The sequence below is a fragment of the Pedobacter sp. PLR genome (genome assembly GCF_026239675.1).
Classification (GTDB): Bacteria; Bacteroidota; Bacteroidia; order Sphingobacteriales; family Sphingobacteriaceae; genus Pedobacter.
The window spans coordinates 1-19,704 of record NZ_JAPIVQ010000001.1; the positions used below are offsets into that span (position 1 = coordinate 1).

Below are 19,704 nucleotides of genomic sequence, written 5' to 3' on the forward strand. Positions count from 1 at the left end.
ACAACCTTACATTAATAAAAATGAACAGACTCATATTAACAAGCCCAACTAAACGCTCCAGCAAATAATATTCTTGCGGTGTATCGTCAAATCTAATCACCAGCAGAATCAAATGTGCAATGAACAGAAATGATGATAAATACATGTTCCATTTGTCTTCACTTGAAAAAATACCAATGAAATAGAGCGTCAGGAATAAAACATTTAAAAACAAAATGTCTACTACAGCTCCCTCTACCAAAATGGGCATAACAAATACCATAAAAATCAGCATTACCAACAATGTGATAAAGCTGGTGTCAGAGTGCCAATAATCCTTTACTTTATTAATGATGCGTTTCATCGGCAATATGGTTTAGATTAATTGAATCTTAATGAAGTTAAGGTAACTAACTGATAAACACAACTTAATAAATTTCACTTGCTTTCCCGGAACAACCAAAAGCATATAATACCATTAATTTCATACAATCATCTATAAAAGTGTTCGACATTTGCCCCGGCAGGGATCACAGAGAATAGCATCAAAGCTAAAAGAAAGCTTGCAAAGCAAATGATTGCAAGCTTTCTTGTTTTACCGAAAACTCAAAATTTCTAATGAAACTCATGCTGGGTAATTGAATCTATTTTCCAGAAGTTTTATCTGCCAGCAGGCGAATCATCTCTTCTGCCAGTTTTCCGGTAGAAGCGGGATTTTGCCCGGTAACTAAACGCTGGTCTGTCTGCACATTGCTCTGCCAGTTGGCAAGAGGTTTAAATATCCCGCCAGATCGCGGCACCGGAGATCGGCTTTCTGGAGAAACGCAGTTTTCCGGACTAATTACGACTAATTTAATGCCCTATAATAACATAGGGAAATAAAAGCTCTAAATAAAAAGGTCTACAACTATAGTTTCTATTTCGAAGAATTGACCGTTTGTGCTTTAACATTAATTTGCCCTGCTATTTTCTGCCTGCCCTGTTGCCTTATTTTTGTAAGTGCTGTTTTTCAGTTTACCGAAACTATAAGTGGCCATCAGCCGGAAATAGTTGTTGTTAAATGACCTGTCGAAAAATATATCGGTTTGCCCAACGCTATAATCTCCGGAGTTATTTGTTTTATGAAAGATATCGTTTGCCAAAAACTTCAACTTCAATGCATCTTTAAAAAATTCTTTATCAACCCCTATTGTCACTGAAGACCTGCTTCGGTTTTGATACAATCCTGAAGACCGCTCTCCAAGATACCAGGCCAACAGCTGTACCTTAAATAGGTTTTTCACCTTAAACGTGTTGCTGGAATATAAATACCATTGTGGCCTTGGCGCCAGGGATACAAAGGAGAACTGATCATCTATCATTTTGGTATAGCTCAGGTTTACTGTATTTATAGCCGTCCAGAATCCGATACCTGTAGAGACAGAAAGTGCAGCGAAATAAGCATGACTCTTTTCCAGATTAAGGCCCTTTAAGACATAACTATTTGGCGTACTCCCCCTCAAAGCGGCGGAATTAAGCGGGTCATTCACATAATTATAACCGACCCTCAGGTCAATTTTCCGGTAATATGCGCCCAATTCAAAAGCATGGACTTTCTCCGGAATAAGGTTGGGATTTCCTTCTATGGTTGTAAAAGGATCCTGATAGATCACAAATGGATTTAAGGCCTGATACCTCGGCCTGGTGATCCTCGAAACGTAGGAAGCACTCAATTTAAGCCGCTCAGAAATCATCCTGCTGAGCATTAGGTTCGGAAAAAGATTAAAATAATTATCCCGGATCACTTGCCCCCCGCCCACACTCGTATTTAATGTGTAATTGGTCCATTCTCCCCTAAGGCCTAGTCCGAGGTTAATCTTGCCCATAATCAGGCCGCTGTAATTGAGATAGGCAGCCGGTATCTTCTCTCTGTATTCAAAATCACTGGATAGGTTTTCATCCGGTCTAAAATCTCCCCCATTATCTGCGATCAGGAAACCGGTACCAGAGTTGGTATTCACATAGCTGAATTTAAGCCCTAGCTCCAGCTTTTCTCTGGCATTGAACACTTTGGCATAATCCGCCTGCGTACTGGAAATCAGAATCTTATGTTGAACATCATTTTTTAAGACCCTGAACGCATCTGTTCCATCGATAAAACTTTGCTCATCAATGAGGTCATTAATGTCGGCATGGTAATCGGAATACTGACTTCCGACAAAAAACACCGAGCCCAGTGTATCTAAAGACTGGTTGTAATTAAAAGTAAAGGAGTGATTTAGCCGGTGTTCGTTTTTCTTGATGTCGCTGGTATAAAAGCGCGTTCCTTCATTGGTTGTAATGTTGTTCCTACTATCCTGACTCCCCCCCTGTTTTTCTAAATTCCCGCTATAGCCCAGAGAAAGGCTCTTGTTTTTATTGATACTATATTGAGCACCGAGCCCATAATTGGAGAGGTTACGAAGTTTGCGGTTCCAGTTCGTGGTTAACTCGGACCGCAAATAATCTTCTTCCGAGGGCCGGGTTCTGGTGGTATATAGCCGCTCCCTGTCCTTTCCTTGAAAAAGACCATAATTACCTACTACAGATAGCTTTTCTTTATTGTAATTGAAGTCAAACATGGTATTGGTATTCATTCCTGCAAATTCAGATGCCGTAACCTGCTGACTGACGGAGGCGAGCAGCCCTTCTCCAGCATTAGTTTTGGTAATGATATTGATGACCGCTTTTCCTTCTGCATCATATTTTGAAGAGGGATTGGAAATGATCTCAATCTTCTCTATCTGCGAAGCGGGAATAGAAGACATCCGTTCAGCAGTGATGAGTCTGCCATTAAGGTAAATCGTGGCTTCGCCTCTACCTGCCACAGAAATCTGCCCGTCAGTGATGATGACATTTGGAGCCCTGCTGAGGATTTCAGTTAAGGAACTGCTATTCGCAAGTATGGTATTGGCAACCTTCACCTCAAGGTTACCATTTGCCAAATGCCGCGTCAAAGGCACCTGAACACTGACCCGAACTTCATTCAATTGAACGTTACGTTGTTTAATCACAATAGTTCCCAAATCAATAGCTACCGTTCCGTTATACTTTACCCGGATCAGGGTATCGGCAAAAAGCAAGGAGGTTAATTTCAAAATCACTTCTTTTTGATTGATCTCTGACAACTCAAAGCTGCCGTTCAGGAAGCTGATGCCCTTTTTAAAAGCAGGATCTGCAACAGCGGAAAGCAGTACATTCCCCATGAGGGGCTCATGATTGGAATCGGTTACCCTGCCAGAGATACTCTGGATATTTTGGGCTTTTAATTTTAGGGACTGGAAGAATAAAGTCAGGATACTGAGGAATGTGATCACCAGGATTTTCATTTGCGAATTGGATTTGGTTTTTCTTTTTCACAAAAATCAATAGTAAATTCCTGCAGCAGGTGCCGGAAACAGTAATCAGGAGTACGGATTTATAAATTAACACAAAGAACCAGGTTCAGAAACCGGTAATTACTTTTGTAAGGTATGCTGTTGATAACTCAAGGGCGTAGTCCCTTTCAGTTTCTTAAACGCAGCGAAGAAAGTAGACTTTGAGTTAAAACCCACCTCATAACCTATTGATTCCAACGTAAGCCGGTGATCCGTTGAGATGATCCTGCAAGCTTCATTGATCCTGAATTCATTGACAAAGGTTGTAAAATTTTTCCCAAGATTATCATTCAAAAACTGCGACAATTGATGACTGCTTACATTTATCCCTTTCGATAAGTCACTTAATTTTAAATCCGGATTTCTGTAAACCGCCTGTTCTGTCATGACTCTTTCCAGTTTCCCCAGCAAAATTCCGACTTCTTCTTCATTCACTTTTTTGCCCGGGTATTTATTCGGACTGAGTAGAAAGAGGTCGTCGGTCTTCTTTCTAAACAAAAGCACAGAAATAATCAGGTATAAGATCAGGGAAAAACCAATTGCACCACTGATATAGGAAGTAAATGGTGCCCGGATCAGGCTTAGAAAAAAGGCAATGAAAATCACTACATTCCCGAAAAAGATCACCAGTAACCAGGTTTCAGCAGGAGTCAACTGCTGCCCTTTGTTGAACATTTTTTTCAGGATTCCTTTAATCGCAAAGGTCGACATCACGATATAAATAAACCATTGCAAATAAATAACCTTGCTAAAGTATTGGTTCCAGAGCCCTGAATAATTTTCATAAGGATAGCATACACCCGTCACAAGTATCGCCAGAGATAACGAAGCCATCGTCCATTTCCAGGATTCAGGAATTAGCTCCAATCCCTTAACCGTGGACTTCAGAAAAAAATAAAGGAAAGGGCCAATAAAAAAGCAGGCGGAAAGACCAATCTGCAGATAAATCTTCGGCAGACTACCATCAAAATATATAAAAACTGATTTACCAATCCGCACACTCAGGACAAACAACAACGCGCCCAGGAAATAACTGCTCAGGTATTTTTTCCTGGTGAAAAAAGAAAAGTACAAGCTTAGAATAAGCCCGTTGAAAGCTCCCAGAGCACTAAAAAAAAACAAAAGTTCCTTACCGACGTTCATAAAAGGGTTATAGGTGGTGGTAGCTCAAATGTACCTTTTTTTCAATTCAGCATTAGTAATAAATTGAGCGTTCTTTTTCTTAAATTTTTTAAAAAATTGTATATTTATTGTATAACAATTGCGATTAAAACGTCAGTTCGCAGACGTTCCACAAGGTCAGGTCCTAAACCCCTCCGAAACAGCCAAAGCAGTGTTAATTGATTTCCCCTCTGGTATTTATTCTACGACTGCCACACTTAATATGGACAATAGCTGGACATTACGCAGGGACTAGACTAAAATGTTACTTAATTATTTATTATTCATAATATAATTCAGATATAATAATTGTACTTTTATTATAATCAGGATAGTATTACCCAATTAAATTTCCTGCTTAAATCAACCTATTATAAAAGCAAAGGGGCTATGTTTTACATCTTTCAAAAACTTAGCCCTAAAAATTAGTTATGAAAAAAATACACCCAGCTTATCCCGTAATATCATCGATGCTTTTGATCTTCCTATTTAGTATGGTCTCTTGCAAGAAAGATAACAAGCCGATTCGGAAGCCAGGGCTTCCCCCTATTGTCAACCAAATTTCTATTGCTTCTATAAAGGCTTTAAGTACAGAACAATCTGTAAAAATTAAAGACGAGGGCGTAATAAGAGGCGTCGTTATCTCGGATGCCAGCTCAAAAAATGTTGTTAACAACAAAACTTTGTTCCTACAGGAAGGCAGCGGCAAGAGCGGGATCATGGTAAAGCTTCAAGCGGATCATAAATTTAAATTAAATGACAGTCTGGAAATCAAAATTCTTGGGCAGACGGTAACCACACTGAATGAAACGGTTGTCTTGCAGGATTTAGCGAATAATTTAGTGAAAAAGCTGGGTGTCGGGAAAATTATCCCGCGTGAAACCAGTGTCAGAGAACTCGAAGCAAATAAAAAGGATTGGGAAGGTAGCTTAATACGCATCTCAGCCGGCAAACTTATTTCTGATAACGGAAACTATTCGGGCAATATGAAAATCTCAGATGGAAAGGCTACCCTTGCCTCGTATATCATCGAAGATGCAGTATTTAATGGCCAGGGGCTGCCTCAGGATATCATGAGTATTGTGGGTATTGTACATTTAAATGGAAGTAAGCTGCAACTAGCGCCCCGAAATACCTCGGACATTCTTCCATTAAAATATATTAGAGATGAATTTACAACCTGGAGATACACAACCTGGACTTATAATTTAGTAATGGAGCGATACGCATTGCTTACTGAATTAGCAAACTGGTCTGGAGATACGAAGGATGGGACGATCAAACAGTTGGTAAATCCGGCAGATGCCGTTTTTACGAAATCGGGAAAGATTTATCCTTATCTACCAAAAGATTCCCTTGCCTCCAAACTACAGCTATATTCTAGTGATAAACTGAGTTTGAAAGGCCTGAAAGTTTTAAAAATCACATTTGCAGCGAGTAAAAGTACTGGTGATATCCGCTTCATAGAGCAGAGTGTGGGTTATGAGGAAATTGCGATCAACGTGTTGCCATTTAATACCGGGACCGATGTAGTGAATATAGGAGTAGAAATACCAATAGAATCTACAGGCGAACTCATTCCAGGAAAACTGGTCACGCCAAAAGGATTCGAGGACTACTATCGAGTTGCATTATTGACCCCTCCTATCAAAGAAACTGGTAAATTTTATAACGCTATCTTTATTATCCCTTCCAACATGGAAGATCTAAAAGCAATGGGTATTACCTCAATAAACAGACAGAAATGGCTGGATAATCCTGCGATAAGAATCATCAATCTCTCTTCAAGGAAAACAGCTGGTATCACCACTAGAAATCGAGATCGCTATATCCCGATATTAATTGATAAAGTGGAAATGGGCTTTCAATAAAGCTATTTTTACATTTGAACAGCGGTACAATTGACCGCTGCCCAAATGTGATAAAAATGAAACCACTCAAGATTACTTTACAGCTCTGAGAGTCTTTTCACTACTTCCAGTCCCTTAGTAAAGCCCTTGTTCAGGTCCTCCGCCCATTCTTCTGCTATTTGGACAGAAGCTTTAAGTTTAGTAATCCCGTCTTCTTCCGAAAGATGGTATTCTTCAAGGGAACCGGCCCAGCTTTTCACTTTTTCACTGGTGGTATCTTCTTTCCCCTCAGCTATTTGTCCCAGGTGCTCAAATACGATTTCATAAGGTTCATTTTTGGTTTTAATGGTGCTAATCATACCATTGCCTTTTCGATCCACGAAGAGGGTTCTGCCTCCAACCTTCCAATCACTTTGTACGGCCGAACCGCCACCTGGGTTGAAAGCGTCAGTCCATTGGGAATAAGTAGTTTCGTTCCAAAGCGTGTCCCAAACTTTTTGAGCCGGTGCGTTGATCTCTTTTGTGAACTGTAATGTTTTCATAGAAATAATTTTTAAGGTAGCATAAAATAGGCGCAGAACTAATAATGAGTCATTTAAACAATTTCATCAGCGCAATGGTTTTATAAAAAAGTCTTTTAGTTGAAACCATATTGGCAGGAGGCCTAATTTAGATAAGGCGGGGTCCAGTGCTACATTAGTCTTGTATGCTGATTTTTTTTGAGGTATTTTTAATAGGTCTTAAATGTCAAATGTTATGGAATTCGAACAATCAACCAGGGTTATTTACATGACGGGCGAAGGTGACCAGGTGTTCACTTTTATCAAGGATGTAAATGAGAAAAAAGGTTTGTGTATTCTTGATTTTGAGGATGTAGAAATTCCTGAAAATCAGCTGAAATTAAATACCTATTCGAATTTTAGCGTTCCACATGCCATGAGTAAAGATCACATCAAAGCGTATCACTATGACCAGTTGATTAACCTTATAGTAGCGTTTCTTAAGGATCATCATGCTGAAGAATACCTTAAAATTTATCGTGATGTGGATACAATTTATTTTGAAACTGTATTTCATTCACCTAAAACACCTGAAGAAAAGAAACTTTTCCAGGAAGTGGTTGATAAATTTAATAGAACCATAGGGCAGGTTAATAGCGCGGTTAAAAGTCGTTTTAACCAGAAGATTGAGGTTATTTTAAAATTCCCTTTTAGTACCCATCATTTGCATTCCATTCGGGTATAGATAAGATCATTGGTCAAATCAATAGTTATACTACAAACCAGACAGCAGGTTTATTTGCCATATCTTTCTTTCAATAAGTGCATCATATATAAATTGATATCCCATTGATTGGCTACCGGCATCTTAGTAAAGGGTAAATGAACCATATATGGCGCAGGACCAAATTCAGTAGTAATGGTTATTTTATCTATTTTTTTATTTTGATAATCTTTGATAATTTCATCCCACCAGTTCAGGTGAGCCTCCAGTTCTGTTTTAAATTCAGGTAAGCGTGGGTCAATTACCTGTGCACTTTGCGAGCTTCCTACTCTGGAATGAATATGCCCAACTCGTTTACAGGCTACAGCAAGTGCTTCTTGTTGATCTTCGAGTAAACTTTCAGCTACGTTGCACCAATGAGAGAAATCTGCGGTTATCCTTAAATCTGGTAATTCCTTTAGAAACTGATGCGCTATATGCGAGGCAAATAAAGCTTTACCCCGGTGTGTTTCGTGACCAATAGGAATGCCGGTTTCCTTAGCAATTGCATCTGCGACAGCAAATAACGCCAGGTTCTGCTCAAAACTAAAATAATCCTTTCCTGTCTGAGCATTGATTTTCAGTGGCTTAAATGATGACAGCAGGTATAAATGTTTTATATAATTGGCTTTATGCTCGTCAAAATCTTTTTCAAACGATTGATAGTATTGGCCAATCAAAAGCAAATTATTCTTTTCCAATGCTTTGGTCATTATATTTTGCTCATTTGGATCTTCTGGAGCAGGTGTCTCCACACCATCGTATCCTGCCAGTTTTACTTTTTGACAAAAATCATCCCAGTTAGTATTTTCAGAACCCCAGCGTGGACAATAGAATTGTATTTTCATATTTAAAATTGTAGTTCTAGCTATACTGTGCTGCCGGATCAAATAGCATTGGGAAAAACTGCCCCTCCATCTGGTCACCTTCAGGAACTGCAGGTACACCATTCAGCAATACTTTATTTGAGGCAGATTGTGTCCCATCAGCAAACACATTTAATACAAATGCCCGTCTGGAATGATTAGATTTATTTTCATTGGATCCATGTAATAATAAAGGATGATGAAATGTGCCATACCCCTTCTTCATTTCAATGGAAACAGGAACAAATTCTTCTTTTTGCTTTTCAGTCAGGTGATCTGCAATACCATTCATGTCGCCCGCTAGTTCAGGTTTTTCAAGCAAGCCCCATTTGTGACTTTTAGGAACATATAGTAAGCAGCCATTTTCAGTCGTAGCGTCATCTAATCCAACCCAGCAGGTTAAGTGCTGCATTGGGACAGTCCTTGTCCAATAAGAATAATCCTGATGCCAGGCAACAACTCCCCCATGCTTTGCCGGTTTACAAAATAGTTGGTCATGCCAGAATCTAACCCCTTTATCCCCTAGCAACTGACTTGCAGCCATAAGAAAGGCAGGGTTCCAAAGCGTATCATGAAAACCTTTGGTAATACGCCAGGCCCCCAGTGCATGAAATAAAACAGTTTCCGGATTTGAAGATTCATTGGAATGGAACTCATGAAAGAGATGATTTCCGGGATGATTCGCATTGGTGATTTCATGGAGGTCATTTCTTAAAACCTCAACCTGCTCCTCCTCTAAAAGCTTAATGTTACTTAAATACCCATGGTCATTAAAAAACTGGACTTGCTCTTCGGTTAACCGGTATTCCTCCCATTGGATTTTGCCCGCCGGTTTTTTAAATGTATCAGTGATCTGATGGTGAAATTCTGAAAAATCCTGCATGTTTGGTTTGTTGATTGGTCACACAAAGTAATTGAATAAAAAGATACCCGAATTAGCTTATTTTGACTTAATAATCACCTATCTTGTAGTTAAAACTATCTATTAAGTCAGAATGAGCAAAGAATAAGATATTTCCCATGAAACCAGTTTTTGAATCTATTTCACCTCCACCATCAAGCTCCTTAAAGGCATTCTTCCAGGAAAAAGACGAATTTGATGCGCCCTGGCACTTTCATCCACAATTTGAATTAACCTTCATTCTAAAAAGTTCCGGTTTGCGCTATGTGGGGAATAGTATTGAGAATTTTGAGGACAATGACCTGATTCTATTGGGCCCAAACCTACCTCATTGCTGGAAAAATGTAGGTCCACAGATCAATAAAGCCCAGGCCATTGTGATTCAATGGGATCTTGATTTATTGGGGAAAGACTGGTTGAGACAACCTGAATTTACCCACATAAAAAGGATGTTAGACCTTTCTGAAAAAGGAATCCGGTTTGATAAACTATTTGCCGCCGAAATTAAAGACATCTTCATCAGGATGCTTAAAATGGAATCCTTTGAAAAGTTAATGTGTTTTCTAAATCTCCTGGACCTCATGGCTGACCAGGTTCAATTTCAAACCCTTTGTGATCACAATTTTGCGATCATGACCGCTTCACAGCAAAGTGAGCGAATCAATTCCGTTTATCAATATGTGAGACAACATTATGGAACTAAAATAAGATTGGAGGACATCGCAGGACATTTACACATGAGTGAAGAGAACTTCTCCAGATTTTTCAGCAAAGTAATGAAGAAAACGTTTTTCATCTTTTTAAATGAATTCAGGTTAAATATGGCCTGCAAACAACTCATAGAAACAGATCTCCAGGTTAAACAGATTAGTTACGCCTGTGGTTATGAAACACTACCTTTCTTTTTCCGCCAATTTAAGCGATTTAAACAAATCTCCCCTTTACAATTCCGATTAAAATATCATAAAATAGAGGGTGATTAATTTACACCCTCCACTCCTTTTTCATACTTCTCGTAGTTAACTGATTAGCTTCTTTATCATTGTCGAATTTTTCCTTAACAGGATCCCATTTTAACGGACGCTTTAAAGTATACGCGATATTTGCCAAATTGCCTACTGTTGCACTTCTGTGACCGGTTTCTACACTGGCTACGGTTTCACCACGTTGCTGTATGGCATTAATAAAATCCAGATAATGATTTGTGCTTACATAAACTTTTTGTTCCGACTCAGAAAACAAGTGATCTTTTAAATTTATTGGATCAGTTACCAAACTACCCCGCTGCACTTCCAGCTTACCTTTACTTCCAATAATTTGTATCGCATTATTTTTTCCGAAATTTTCGTGAGTTACCTTAATTCCATTTGCATAAGTTAATGATAAAAACGGGTGGTCTGCGCCATTTGGTGGCGTTATCAGCTCAGGCCCACTTTTATCCATATCCAATCCCCACTGTACAATATCGAACATATGTGCACCCCAATCAGTTACATCACCCCCTCCCAAACCTTGATAATAACGCCATTTAGCCCAGTTAGATGGCCTTGCCAAAGTCGGATTAAGCAAACTATTGTAATGAACATATTCATTTGGTCCCAGCCAAAAATTCCAATCAAGGCCCTCCGGAACTTCTTCCTTAGGTAAGTCGTAAGGTAATGGTGCCCCTCCTATACTAACTTTGATGGACTGAATATCACCTAAATAGCCATTCCTCATAATTAAAGCAGTTTTTCTGAATTCTTCGTGAGAACGCTGCATACTCCCGGTTTGGAAAACTCTTTTATACTTATTTGCCGCATTTACCATTGCCCTACCTTCCCCAATACTTAATGAAAGTGGTTTTTCGCAATAAATATCTTTGCCCGCAGCCGCTGCTCTTACTGCAATCGGAGCATGCCAATGATCTGGCACCGCAATTACCACCGCATCAATGTCTTTACGGTTCAATAACGTTCTGAAATCGCTATCTCTATAACAACTATTAGAAGATCCTGAGGTATTCTTACCCGCGTAAAATTGGTTTACCTCATCCGCAAAAAGGTTCATTTTAGTTTTGTGAACATCACAGGCCGCTAATATTCTGACCTTATCAATTCCCTTAAAGGAATTAAATAACCCAAACGACTGCTTTCCGGTACCAATAAATCCCAATGCAATCTGATCGCTGGGTGCGACATAACCAACACCACCCAATACATGACGGGGAACGATCATAAAACCGGATAAAATAGCAGCTCCTTTAAGGAAATCTCTTCTATTAATAACTTTAGGCTTTTCTAGTTCAGAATTCATAAAATTTATAGTTAAGGGTGATCATTTAAAAATAGGTTAAAATTTCTGATATTTATTTACTGCTACCTGAATTTTTATTGTTTGATTTATGAAGATCATGTCAATTTAATCTGATAACGATAATACTTAGCATCAAAAAACCGCTGTAACAAAACCACAAGCAATGATTGGTACAATCAATTATTGTTGCTGAATTCAACTAATAACTAAAAATAATGACCCGGTGCCAGCCATACAATGGAGGATCCTATTAAAAGGATGGACTATTCCAACGATGTTATGTTTAGGATTAAATGGATTTCACCAGATGTGAATCCCTGTTTCTGAGAATTACTGACAGCTGGTTAAAACTATGCAAATCTGTTTTGCAAACGAAAAGATTAGCTAATATTAATCTATAAGATAACCATAACTTAAACGGTTAATTTACTATATTTACAATCGAACCGATTATCCTACAACACACTTGAATTACATTCAAAATCAAAATATCTATGTCTAAAATAGTAAAATTAAATCTTTTATGCCTATTCAGCCTTTTGTTCTTGTTATCATTTAAACAGTCTGCTGGCATGGTAGAGACACCCGATATAAAAGCAGGTATAGCTAAAATAACAGGAAGAATAACAAGTCCAAATGACGCAAACAATGATAGCGTTTTTGTAAATATTACTGTTCCACATCCAATTTCAGGAGAGTTTGTTAAATATAAAGCGTTTGTTGATCGATCAGGGAAGTTCTCTATTGATGTTGATGTTGAAACAGTTATTTCCCTGATTGGTTTACATACAAGTTTAAATCCAGAGAAGTCCCTTCTTGTTAAATTAACAAGTGGTGGTGTTACTAACATTGATATTGCCTATAATTCGGGTTTTGATATCGAAAATATTGACATTAGGCCTGCTAATATGACTCAAAATGATATGACCAGAGGCATAGACGTTATTGGTAAAATGATTGAATCCAGACCGGACAGGGCACCGAAACCTATGTATAACAAAAGCACAGCTGATTTTCTGAATCATGCTAAAACTGTTTTATCGGAAAGATTAGTGATTTTAAATAATGACACATTAATATCAAAAGAGTTAAAAGAAGTTCTGTCTAAAGATTTCCATTTGTTCCTATATAAAGCGCATGTCTTTGATTACAAAGATGAGATGATGCGTAATTATCGCAACACAAATAAGGATAAAAATGAAAATCCTGATATCCAAAAGATTGACAGATCCTATTATCGTTTTTTGAAAGATTTTAAGCTCAATGATCCACAATATCTGAATTGTTTTACGTTCCACGAAGTTCAACTAGAAATTCTTCAAAATGAGATATTAGGGCTCCCTGAGATCGGAGAAAGCGACATTCCCTCCTGGTTAGCAAGTGTAAAAGTTATTTTAGCGGATTTAGTCGGGTTCGACGATGGTCAATATTATGATATTTTAGCGGCCAATGCCTATGGCAGACAGCTAAATGAAGAAGTAAGACCGCTAACCGAAAAGCAAAAAGAGAACATAGTAAATTATTGGAAAGAAGGAGAAATTGCAAAAATACTATTTCGGAAAAACCAACAGATTGTTGAATTGGACAAATTCAAATCACCTGCTGTTGTAAATGAAATCTCCTCAGTTCCGGACGATAAGATTATTGAAACAATTATCGCTAAACACAAGGGCAAGGTTGTTTTTATTGACCTTTGGGCTACATGGTGTGTTCCTTGCCTAGATGCAATGAAGCAATTCAGAGGTACAAAAAATGAGCTTCGGCATAAGGATATTGCATTTGTGTATCTAACAAACGCATCTTCACCCCGAAAGCTATGGGAAGAAAAAATTAAAGGAATAGGAAGTGAGCATTATTATCTGAAAGATACTCAGTGGGAGTACATCATGAACCATTTTGAGTTCAAATATATTCCGTCTTATCTATTATACAATAAAGAAGGTGTGCTCATCAATAAATTTTCAGCCTTTCCTGGAAATGAAAAAGTGAAAGAGATGATTAACGGCCTGTTGTAAAACCGTTTGGGTCCCATACTAAATACCATTTAAACGTTGATTTCAGGACCAGATTCTGATACCAGCGGGATCACGGGAGGCGCAAGAAATTGCGCCTTTTTAGCTCCCATTTCTACCTATCTAAGCCAGTGGCAAATTGAATGGGATGGAATTTAGAAATTCCTGGGTATGGTAAAATAAAAGGTCGTTCCGATACCTTCCTCACTTTCCACCCATAGCTGCCCACCATGCTTTAAAACAAAATCATAACAAAGGCTTAATCCCAGGCCTGTTCCTTTTTCTCCTGAAGTTCCATAGGTCGTATAATTAGAGTTCTTGTAAAAAAGCTCAGGTAGCTTATCTTTAGGGATTCCCTGACCGGTATCTTTAATAGAAAATTTAAACACGTTATCCTCACCAACAGCTTTAACGGTAACCACCCCTCCAACATTAGTAAATTTAACTGCATTGGAGAGCAGGTTACGAATAATGGTCTCCAGCATCGCCGTATCTGCATCAAGTATAAAATCTCCTTTAACACTTTGCACAATTTCAATGTTTTTCTTGACCGCCATTGGCGAAATGGTTTGGATACATTTACTTATCAGAGTTGGCAGATCTTTTATCTCCACCGGGTTAAAACTTACCGCATTAAACTGCAGCTTTGCCCAGGTTAATAAATCTTCAAGCAAGTTATTCGCATTGGAAAGTTCCCGCTTCATCATAAAAAGATAGTTATGTACATCGTCAGCTGAGCTAGATTCAAAATCTGCTAAGGTAAGATCTAAAAGCTGCAGGCTTCCCGATATTGGATTCCTCAAATCATGTCCGATAATAGAGAGCAGTTTATTTTTCTGTTCATTTGAAGCCGTTAATTCTGTATTTAAGGCTTTAAGTGCATTTTCATGAAACTTTCTTGTCGTTACATCTCTCATGCTGCCTTCTGTTCCGATAATAATACCATGCTCAACAATCAATCTGGCATTCACGGACGCATAACGCAATTCTTCATTTTTGGTTTTTAACCTGACCTCAAAGTCAATCACAAAACCATTGACCCTAAGGTTCCCGATAATCCTTTCACGGTCCTGAGGATAGTAGTAAAAGTTTGACACTGGTTTTCCTATAATCTCTGTACGATGGTAACCCGAATGCTGCTCTATTGATGGACTGATCTCCTGAACCAATCCCTCCTGATCAGTCTGATAGAATACATCCTGAACATTCTCAAAAATAGTCCGGTATTTTTTTTCACTCAATACCAGATCACTTTCTATTTCCTTTCTTTTAGTGATGTCCTCTATCTGCGAAACATAATGTAAAGGGTGACCTGAGCTGTCATAAAGCATAGTAGCAGCGATTACTACCCAGATAGGATCACCGTTTTTATGGATGTATCTTTTCTCGAGTTTCTTCTCTCCAATTTTGGCTACTGCTAAATCATTTAAGATATCGATGCTATTCGCCAGATCATCAGGGTGGGTAATCTCCTGTATAGTTAGCTGTTTCATTTCCACTTCTGAATAGCCAAGAATCTGACACAAACTTTTATTCACTCTTTTCCATCGCCCATCGGGGCTGATTAAGGCCATACCAATTAAAGAGTGTTCAAAGGCTTGCTTAAACTGTGCATCACTTTGATAAAGCTCTTCCTCTAATTGCTTACGCTTTGTAATATTAAACGCGATGGCACCTACCATATCTCCTTCGCTTCCCGCACCCGGAAAAGGGAATTTATAGGTCTTAAAATATTGGGGATGTCCATGCTCATCTCTGACCGTTTGATGAAACTCTTTGTTGCGCCCGAATTCCAGAACATCTATATTATTAAGCTGTGCATTCCTTGCAATATCCAATCCGAATATTTCTTCGTTACTCTTTCCGATAACATCTTTTGTCAGGTGAAGCGTATCAAAAAAACACTTGTTCGCATATTTTAAAATATCATCTCTATCGGTAATCCAGCAAAGTCCGGGTAACTCATCCATAAACAGCTGAAACCGTTTTTCATTAATGACGACAGCCCTTTTTTCGGTAACATCCTCACTGTAAATCATGATTCCTCCGATTGAACCATCCTCCCCCAGCCAGTGCCGCACTTCCCATTTCAGCAACATCACTTCTCCATCAGCACGTTCAAATTTATCTTCATCGAATTTTTGATCTACCCCTTGCAGGCAGGCAGCATGTATTACTTTCAATCGATCAGTAATTTCAGGAAAAATCTCATAATGAGATTTCCCAATCAATTCTTTATTTTCCAGGTTATAAAAACTAATCCATTTTTCAGACACAGCCAGATAACGCATATGGGTATCCAGAATAGCCATTGGAACCGGAGCAACAGCAATGATATTTTTTAAAGAATTGGGAAGATGATTCATCATATTTGGTAAGAAAGGGCAATTATTAAATTGCATCAGGAGAAACAAAGATACAAAAACCTTTCTTGCAGTCTGGCAGCTGTAATGGCACATTCACTGGCGATTGCCACCCGGGAGTCTGAAATATAGCGCTTACATTGACCGCCTTTTCCAGCTATCTTCCTGATGGAATATCATTGGCCTTTCCTGTAAATATAGGCATCCGGAAAACCAAGAAATTTCAGCTTTTTGAGTATTTTCTTTGCTTCGGGCACTCCCTTGATGCCAATAATCCGGATGTTAAAATAATGAGATCCGGCCGGTACAACAATGACCGAATAATTGTGATTTGCTAAAAGATCCTTTACAATTAAAGCTTTACGACGTTTAAAATGCGCCGCCTGAATCGTAGTAAGATTCTCAGTCGAAACAGGTATCACCACTATGGTTTGCTCCGCTGTAGTATCCGGAATAACGACAGGAACGATTGGGGCATCCTTAGCTTCAACCACAAATTCAAGGTTGTCAACAAAGGTCCCTTCAATACTACGGGAGATACTGAACGGGAAGCTTCCAGGGGCAGCGGTCAAATTTTGTCTCCTGAGTTCAGCAGTATCAACCCTTGCCGAATATCTCCCTGGTATCAGTCCCAGATAACTGAAATAACCATCCGCTTCCGTATAAGCGCTGGCTACAACAACAGATTTATCATTATAAATACGGATGGTCATACGTCCCGAATTATTCTCGTTGTTTCCTTTCCAGGTCATCCTTCCTGACACTTCACCGGATACAAATACCGGAACATCAATATTTTTAACAGAATTTGGATCAACGGTAACACTATAGTTCTTTTTAAGAAGCTGCCATGCCACGTTGCCAAAACCCGAGGCATCAAGTTCTAAGTTGTAAGTCACATATGCCTCCATGTCTGTTATACGGATGGTTGTGTCTTTCAGGCTTTTTTCAATCCGTCCCCCATTGACGCGAATATTGAGGTTCGGTGCTTTGGGCTCGTCGGCATCACGTAGGCCATTCCCATTCATATCCAGGTAGGGATTTAAAATAATGCTGCCCTTCCCTACACTCGTATGGTTATTGAAATCCAGGTAATTTGATTTCCGGTCATAGATCATACTGCCATTGATCGCTGCCAGATGTCTTATTGTTTTATTACTTTTCCGCACAGAAGCCCTGGTCTGCCCGAAGCCGAAATCATAGCGCAAACCGGCTTCGAAATAGGTCAGGTTGCTGGAATAATTTCGCTCAAAAGAAACATTTACATAACCATTTCTGAATAACCGGTTCTCCAGCTCAGTCTTAATCCCGATAAGCTTATTCTCTTGATATGCATATTGGAGCTGCTGGGTCAACAGCGTGTTTTTAAGCACCCTGGTGCCCACGGAAACGTTACTATATACATAAGGATCATTCTGCTCCCTGAAAATGGCAAATGTATTAATGCTGGTATTGAATGCACCAACCGATGTGGATAGCAACCATTCTGCACTGGTATATTTAAAGTCGGGCAAAACGAACTGTTCAAGTGTGACCCTGGAATAGGCCGAAAATGAACGACCTCTGATCGGGAGGGAAAGACTTATCCTGCGTTCCTCAAGAAACGTATTATTAATTGCCGTCTGTCCTTTTTTATACCAGGTATTGTTCAGTTCCAGTTGCAAACCTGAGGGCAGGTTGTAGCTCAGTATTACTTTCGAGCGCACATTATGATCATATTCCGCGGAAACCAGAAGGTTGGAAAGCACCCGCACCGAAGTGTTTACAAAGGGGATGAATGATCCCGGGGAGACAGAGGAAAGATATTCTGCACCAGCCCCGATGGTGATACTTTTGTTGAGCCCGTAATTACTGCTGAACCGGGAAAACTTACTTTGATGCCCATCCTCAACCATTCCCGCAGAAGCCGTATATTCAAATTCATTTTTAGGAAGAAAGTTAAAAGGTATGCTGATATTTTGCTCACTGGAACGCTCTTCTCCATAGGGTCCAAAAAAACGCAGTTTTACCAGGGAATTTCCATATACAAGTGGAACATCGAATGCGTAAAAACCTGCAGCATCCGCTTTGACATAATTGACCAGTACATTGTTCACGTAGAGTTCTACCGTCCAGTTAGGCTCAGTATAATTGCTCAGCTTATAGGACCCGAATGACCTCCTGTAGGTTGTTGGTGTATTGGTAAGCTGAAGACCGACTATCGGTGCATAGATGGAGGATATTGACTGGCCGTATATTTTCCCTGCCGAAATCTGCTTTGCAAAAGCATGGTCATTATTGGCCAGTCTCCAAAGGTAATATTGCTGCCGCCCGGAGAATGGCGCGGTACTGTAATAATTCATCACCACGTTGGTCTCCCCTCCCGCAATTATCCCTCCGAGCCCGAGGCTCACACGGGTGTCCTGCGCAGCGGTAAGGTTTTCAGCAGAGTTGACTATGGCATAATCTGCTACGCCAAAATGAAATAAGGGATAGCTTCTGCCAATGCTGGTATCCGCCTTAAAATCTCCCTTGAGCTTACTGACATTGGCGCGCATCTGTTCCTGCCGGAGCTGACGGATGACCGGCAGATCAAGATCAGTACGCAACGTTACCGAGAGGTCACGAAAGCTAAAGAAACAGTTCAGCCCGAACACTTTGCCGAAATAATCCGATTTCAAAAAGAGATTTCCACCACTGGCGATCAGGTCATCAGCCTGCAGGTTAAAGATCTTGTCAAGATAGGTAATCCGCTTTCTTGTGTTATCAATGCTGAACTTCGCCCTGGAATCGATAAAAGTACCGCTGATAGAATCCGCATTTGCTGACTGTATATTTTTGATCCCCAGAAAACTAAAAATATTGCCTACCGGAAGATACACCGTCTGGTCTGCAATCAATACCGGGATTTCTATCCCCCCGACACGCTCCACATTTAAAAAGATAGAAACTTCGTCATAGGCCAGCTCCGGGGCTTCGGCCCTAAATGGCTGTGCCAGAGCATCATTTACACCTGAAAACAGAAATACCGCCAAAAAAGTTAATGACCATAACTTTTTAAAAACCATATAGCTGTTTTCTGCGTAAAACATGCTACGGCTGTATAAATGTAACTGTAAAGGTCCCGTTATAATTTCCCGGAGGACTGGCAATCGGGTTGCCAACGGTCAGAGTACCACCGATTCTTATTAATGTCCGTGCGGGAGATGCAGCTGTGGCAATAAAGGGACTGCCCAGGTTGGAACTACCAATACGAAGGGTCATGGTCCCACCGTTGCTACCGCTCAGGTTTACATCCGGTCCGTTGCTGATGGTTACAATGGTCCCAGGTTCTGCATCGACTTCAAAAACGGCCGGCGAAAAGGAAATTCCGAGACTGGCCTGAATAATGCTGCCGGTAGTTGATCTGGAGCCGTTTGGATCGATGATCACCATACCACCGGAACCGCCCTGGTAAAAGGCTCCGAAATTTAATCCCTGTGCCGGATTTACAAAGATGCTGATCGGCCGCGGGGGATTCTCTACCATGAGCGAAGGCGGCCTGTGCTGTGCCCGGACTGCCAAACCCAGCCCCAGGAAAAGCAATATCAAAAACCCGGTGGTGACCGGTTTCAAACAGACAATATGTTTAACAGTCATC

Annotated in this window: 15 protein-coding genes; 4 read left to right on the plus strand and 11 right to left on the minus strand. The window is 39.8% G+C overall.

Translation table 11 applies throughout. The features are described from left to right. The 4 genes from OQX61_RS00005 to OQX61_RS00020 all read right to left on the minus strand — a co-directional run. The coding region (locus OQX61_RS00005) for a hypothetical protein (protein WP_265839584.1) at window positions 1–343 on the minus strand (343 nt) is incomplete at its 3' end. Window positions 344–623: 280 nt separating this feature from the next. Continuing rightward, entirely contained in the window at window positions 624–779 is a 156-nt protein-coding gene (locus OQX61_RS00010; protein ID WP_265839585.1) for a hypothetical protein, read from the minus strand. Window positions 780–929: 150 nt separating this feature from the next. Then, entirely contained in the window at window positions 930–3,326 is a 2,397-nt protein-coding gene (locus OQX61_RS00015) for a TonB-dependent receptor (RefSeq protein WP_265839586.1), read from the minus strand. A 129-nt stretch (window positions 3,327–3,455) separates the two neighbouring features. Then, window positions 3,456–4,517, minus strand: a complete 1,062-nt coding sequence (locus OQX61_RS00020; RefSeq protein WP_265839587.1) for a helix-turn-helix domain-containing protein — start codon at window positions 4,515–4,517, stop codon at window positions 3,456–3,458. 449 nt (window positions 4,518–4,966) lie between these two features. Between OQX61_RS00020 and OQX61_RS00025 the strand changes: the two genes are divergently transcribed. After that, window positions 4,967–6,406 carry a DUF5689 domain-containing protein gene (locus OQX61_RS00025; protein ID WP_265839588.1) on the plus strand — a complete coding sequence of 480 codons (1,440 nt, stop codon included), beginning with the start codon at window positions 4,967–4,969 and terminating at the stop codon, window positions 6,404–6,406. A 77-nt stretch (window positions 6,407–6,483) separates the two neighbouring features. Here the strand turns inward: OQX61_RS00025 and OQX61_RS00030 are convergent, their stop codons facing one another. Next, window positions 6,484–6,927, minus strand: coding sequence for an SRPBCC domain-containing protein (locus OQX61_RS00030; protein ID WP_265839589.1), 444 nt, complete (start codon window positions 6,925–6,927; stop codon window positions 6,484–6,486). 214 nt (window positions 6,928–7,141) lie between these two features. Between OQX61_RS00030 and OQX61_RS00035 the strand changes: the two genes are divergently transcribed. Beyond that, entirely contained in the window at window positions 7,142–7,630 is a 489-nt protein-coding gene (locus OQX61_RS00035) for a hypothetical protein (protein ID WP_265839590.1), read from the plus strand. 50 nt (window positions 7,631–7,680) lie between these two features. Here OQX61_RS00035 and OQX61_RS00040 read toward each other — a convergent pair whose 3' ends face one another. Both OQX61_RS00040 and OQX61_RS00045 read right to left on the minus strand, forming a co-directional pair. Further along, window positions 7,681–8,538 (minus strand): sugar phosphate isomerase/epimerase, encoded by an 858-nt coding sequence (locus OQX61_RS00040; protein WP_265839591.1) that lies wholly within the window; start codon window positions 8,536–8,538, stop codon window positions 7,681–7,683. Continuing rightward, window positions 8,513–9,397: a phytanoyl-CoA dioxygenase family protein gene (locus OQX61_RS00045; protein WP_265839592.1), complete on the minus strand. Its 885-nt coding sequence runs from the start codon at window positions 9,395–9,397 to the stop codon at window positions 8,513–8,515. Before OQX61_RS00045 ends, OQX61_RS00040 begins: the two co-directional genes overlap by 26 nt. Window positions 9,398–9,534: 137 nt before the next feature. Between OQX61_RS00045 and OQX61_RS00050 the strand changes: the two genes are divergently transcribed. Further along, a complete protein-coding gene (locus OQX61_RS00050) occupies window positions 9,535–10,398 on the plus strand; it encodes an AraC family transcriptional regulator (protein ID WP_265839593.1) in 864 nt (287 codons plus the stop codon). Between the two features lies 1 nt (window position 10,399). Here the strand turns inward: OQX61_RS00050 and OQX61_RS00055 are convergent, their stop codons facing one another. Beyond that, window positions 10,400–11,710 carry a Gfo/Idh/MocA family oxidoreductase gene (locus tag OQX61_RS00055; RefSeq protein WP_265839594.1) on the minus strand — a complete coding sequence of 437 codons (1,311 nt, stop codon included), beginning with the start codon at window positions 11,708–11,710 and terminating at the stop codon, window positions 10,400–10,402. A 494-nt stretch (window positions 11,711–12,204) separates the two neighbouring features. Here OQX61_RS00055 and OQX61_RS00060 point away from each other — a divergent pair, with 494 nt between their 5' ends. Then, window positions 12,205–13,725: a TlpA disulfide reductase family protein gene (locus OQX61_RS00060; RefSeq protein ID WP_265839595.1), complete on the plus strand. Its 1,521-nt coding sequence runs from the start codon at window positions 12,205–12,207 to the stop codon at window positions 13,723–13,725. Window positions 13,726–13,877: 152 nt separating this feature from the next. Here the strand turns inward: OQX61_RS00060 and OQX61_RS00065 are convergent, their stop codons facing one another. From OQX61_RS00065 to OQX61_RS00075, 3 genes are all read right to left on the minus strand, one after another. Then, window positions 13,878–16,091, minus strand: a complete 2,214-nt coding sequence (locus OQX61_RS00065; protein WP_265839596.1) for a PAS domain S-box protein — start codon at window positions 16,089–16,091, stop codon at window positions 13,878–13,880. Window positions 16,092–16,261: 170 nt separating this feature from the next. Continuing rightward, on the minus strand, window positions 16,262–19,156 hold the full coding sequence (locus OQX61_RS00070; protein WP_265839597.1) for a hypothetical protein: 2,895 nt from the start codon (window positions 19,154–19,156) through the stop codon (window positions 16,262–16,264). A 1-nt stretch (window position 19,157) separates the two neighbouring features. Beyond that, window positions 19,158–19,703 carry a DUF4402 domain-containing protein gene (locus tag OQX61_RS00075; RefSeq protein ID WP_265839598.1) on the minus strand — a complete coding sequence of 182 codons (546 nt, stop codon included), beginning with the start codon at window positions 19,701–19,703 and terminating at the stop codon, window positions 19,158–19,160. Window position 19,704 lies beyond the last annotated feature (1 nt).

What these genes read in the sequence shown, in the direction of transcription:
- OQX61_RS00015 (WP_265839586.1), bottom strand. Translation starts at nt 3,326, where the DNA reads ATGAAAATCCTGGTGATCACATTCCTCAGTATCCTGACTTTATTCTTC.
- OQX61_RS00020 (WP_265839587.1), bottom strand. Translation starts at nt 4,517, where the DNA reads ATGAACGTCGGTAAGGAACTTTTGTTTTTTTTTAGTGCTCTGGGAGCT.
- OQX61_RS00025 (WP_265839588.1), top strand. Translation starts at nt 4,967, where the DNA reads ATGAAAAAAATACACCCAGCTTATCCCGTAATATCATCGATGCTTTTG.
- OQX61_RS00030 (WP_265839589.1), bottom strand. Translation starts at nt 6,927, where the DNA reads ATGAAAACATTACAGTTCACAAAAGAGATCAACGCACCGGCTCAAAAA.
- OQX61_RS00035 (WP_265839590.1), top strand. Translation starts at nt 7,142, where the DNA reads ATGGAATTCGAACAATCAACCAGGGTTATTTACATGACGGGCGAAGGT.
- OQX61_RS00045 (WP_265839592.1), bottom strand. Translation starts at nt 9,397, where the DNA reads ATGCAGGATTTTTCAGAATTTCACCATCAGATCACTGATACATTTAAA.
- OQX61_RS00050 (WP_265839593.1), top strand. Translation starts at nt 9,535, where the DNA reads ATGAAACCAGTTTTTGAATCTATTTCACCTCCACCATCAAGCTCCTTA.
- OQX61_RS00055 (WP_265839594.1), bottom strand. Translation starts at nt 11,710, where the DNA reads ATGAATTCTGAACTAGAAAAGCCTAAAGTTATTAATAGAAGAGATTTC.
- OQX61_RS00060 (WP_265839595.1), top strand. Translation starts at nt 12,205, where the DNA reads ATGTCTAAAATAGTAAAATTAAATCTTTTATGCCTATTCAGCCTTTTG.
- OQX61_RS00065 (WP_265839596.1), bottom strand. Translation starts at nt 16,091, where the DNA reads ATGATGAATCATCTTCCCAATTCTTTAAAAAATATCATTGCTGTTGCT.
- OQX61_RS00070 (WP_265839597.1), bottom strand. Translation starts at nt 19,156, where the DNA reads ATGTTTTACGCAGAAAACAGCTATATGGTTTTTAAAAAGTTATGGTCA.
- OQX61_RS00075 (WP_265839598.1), bottom strand. Translation starts at nt 19,703, where the DNA reads ATGACTGTTAAACATATTGTCTGTTTGAAACCGGTCACCACCGGGTTT.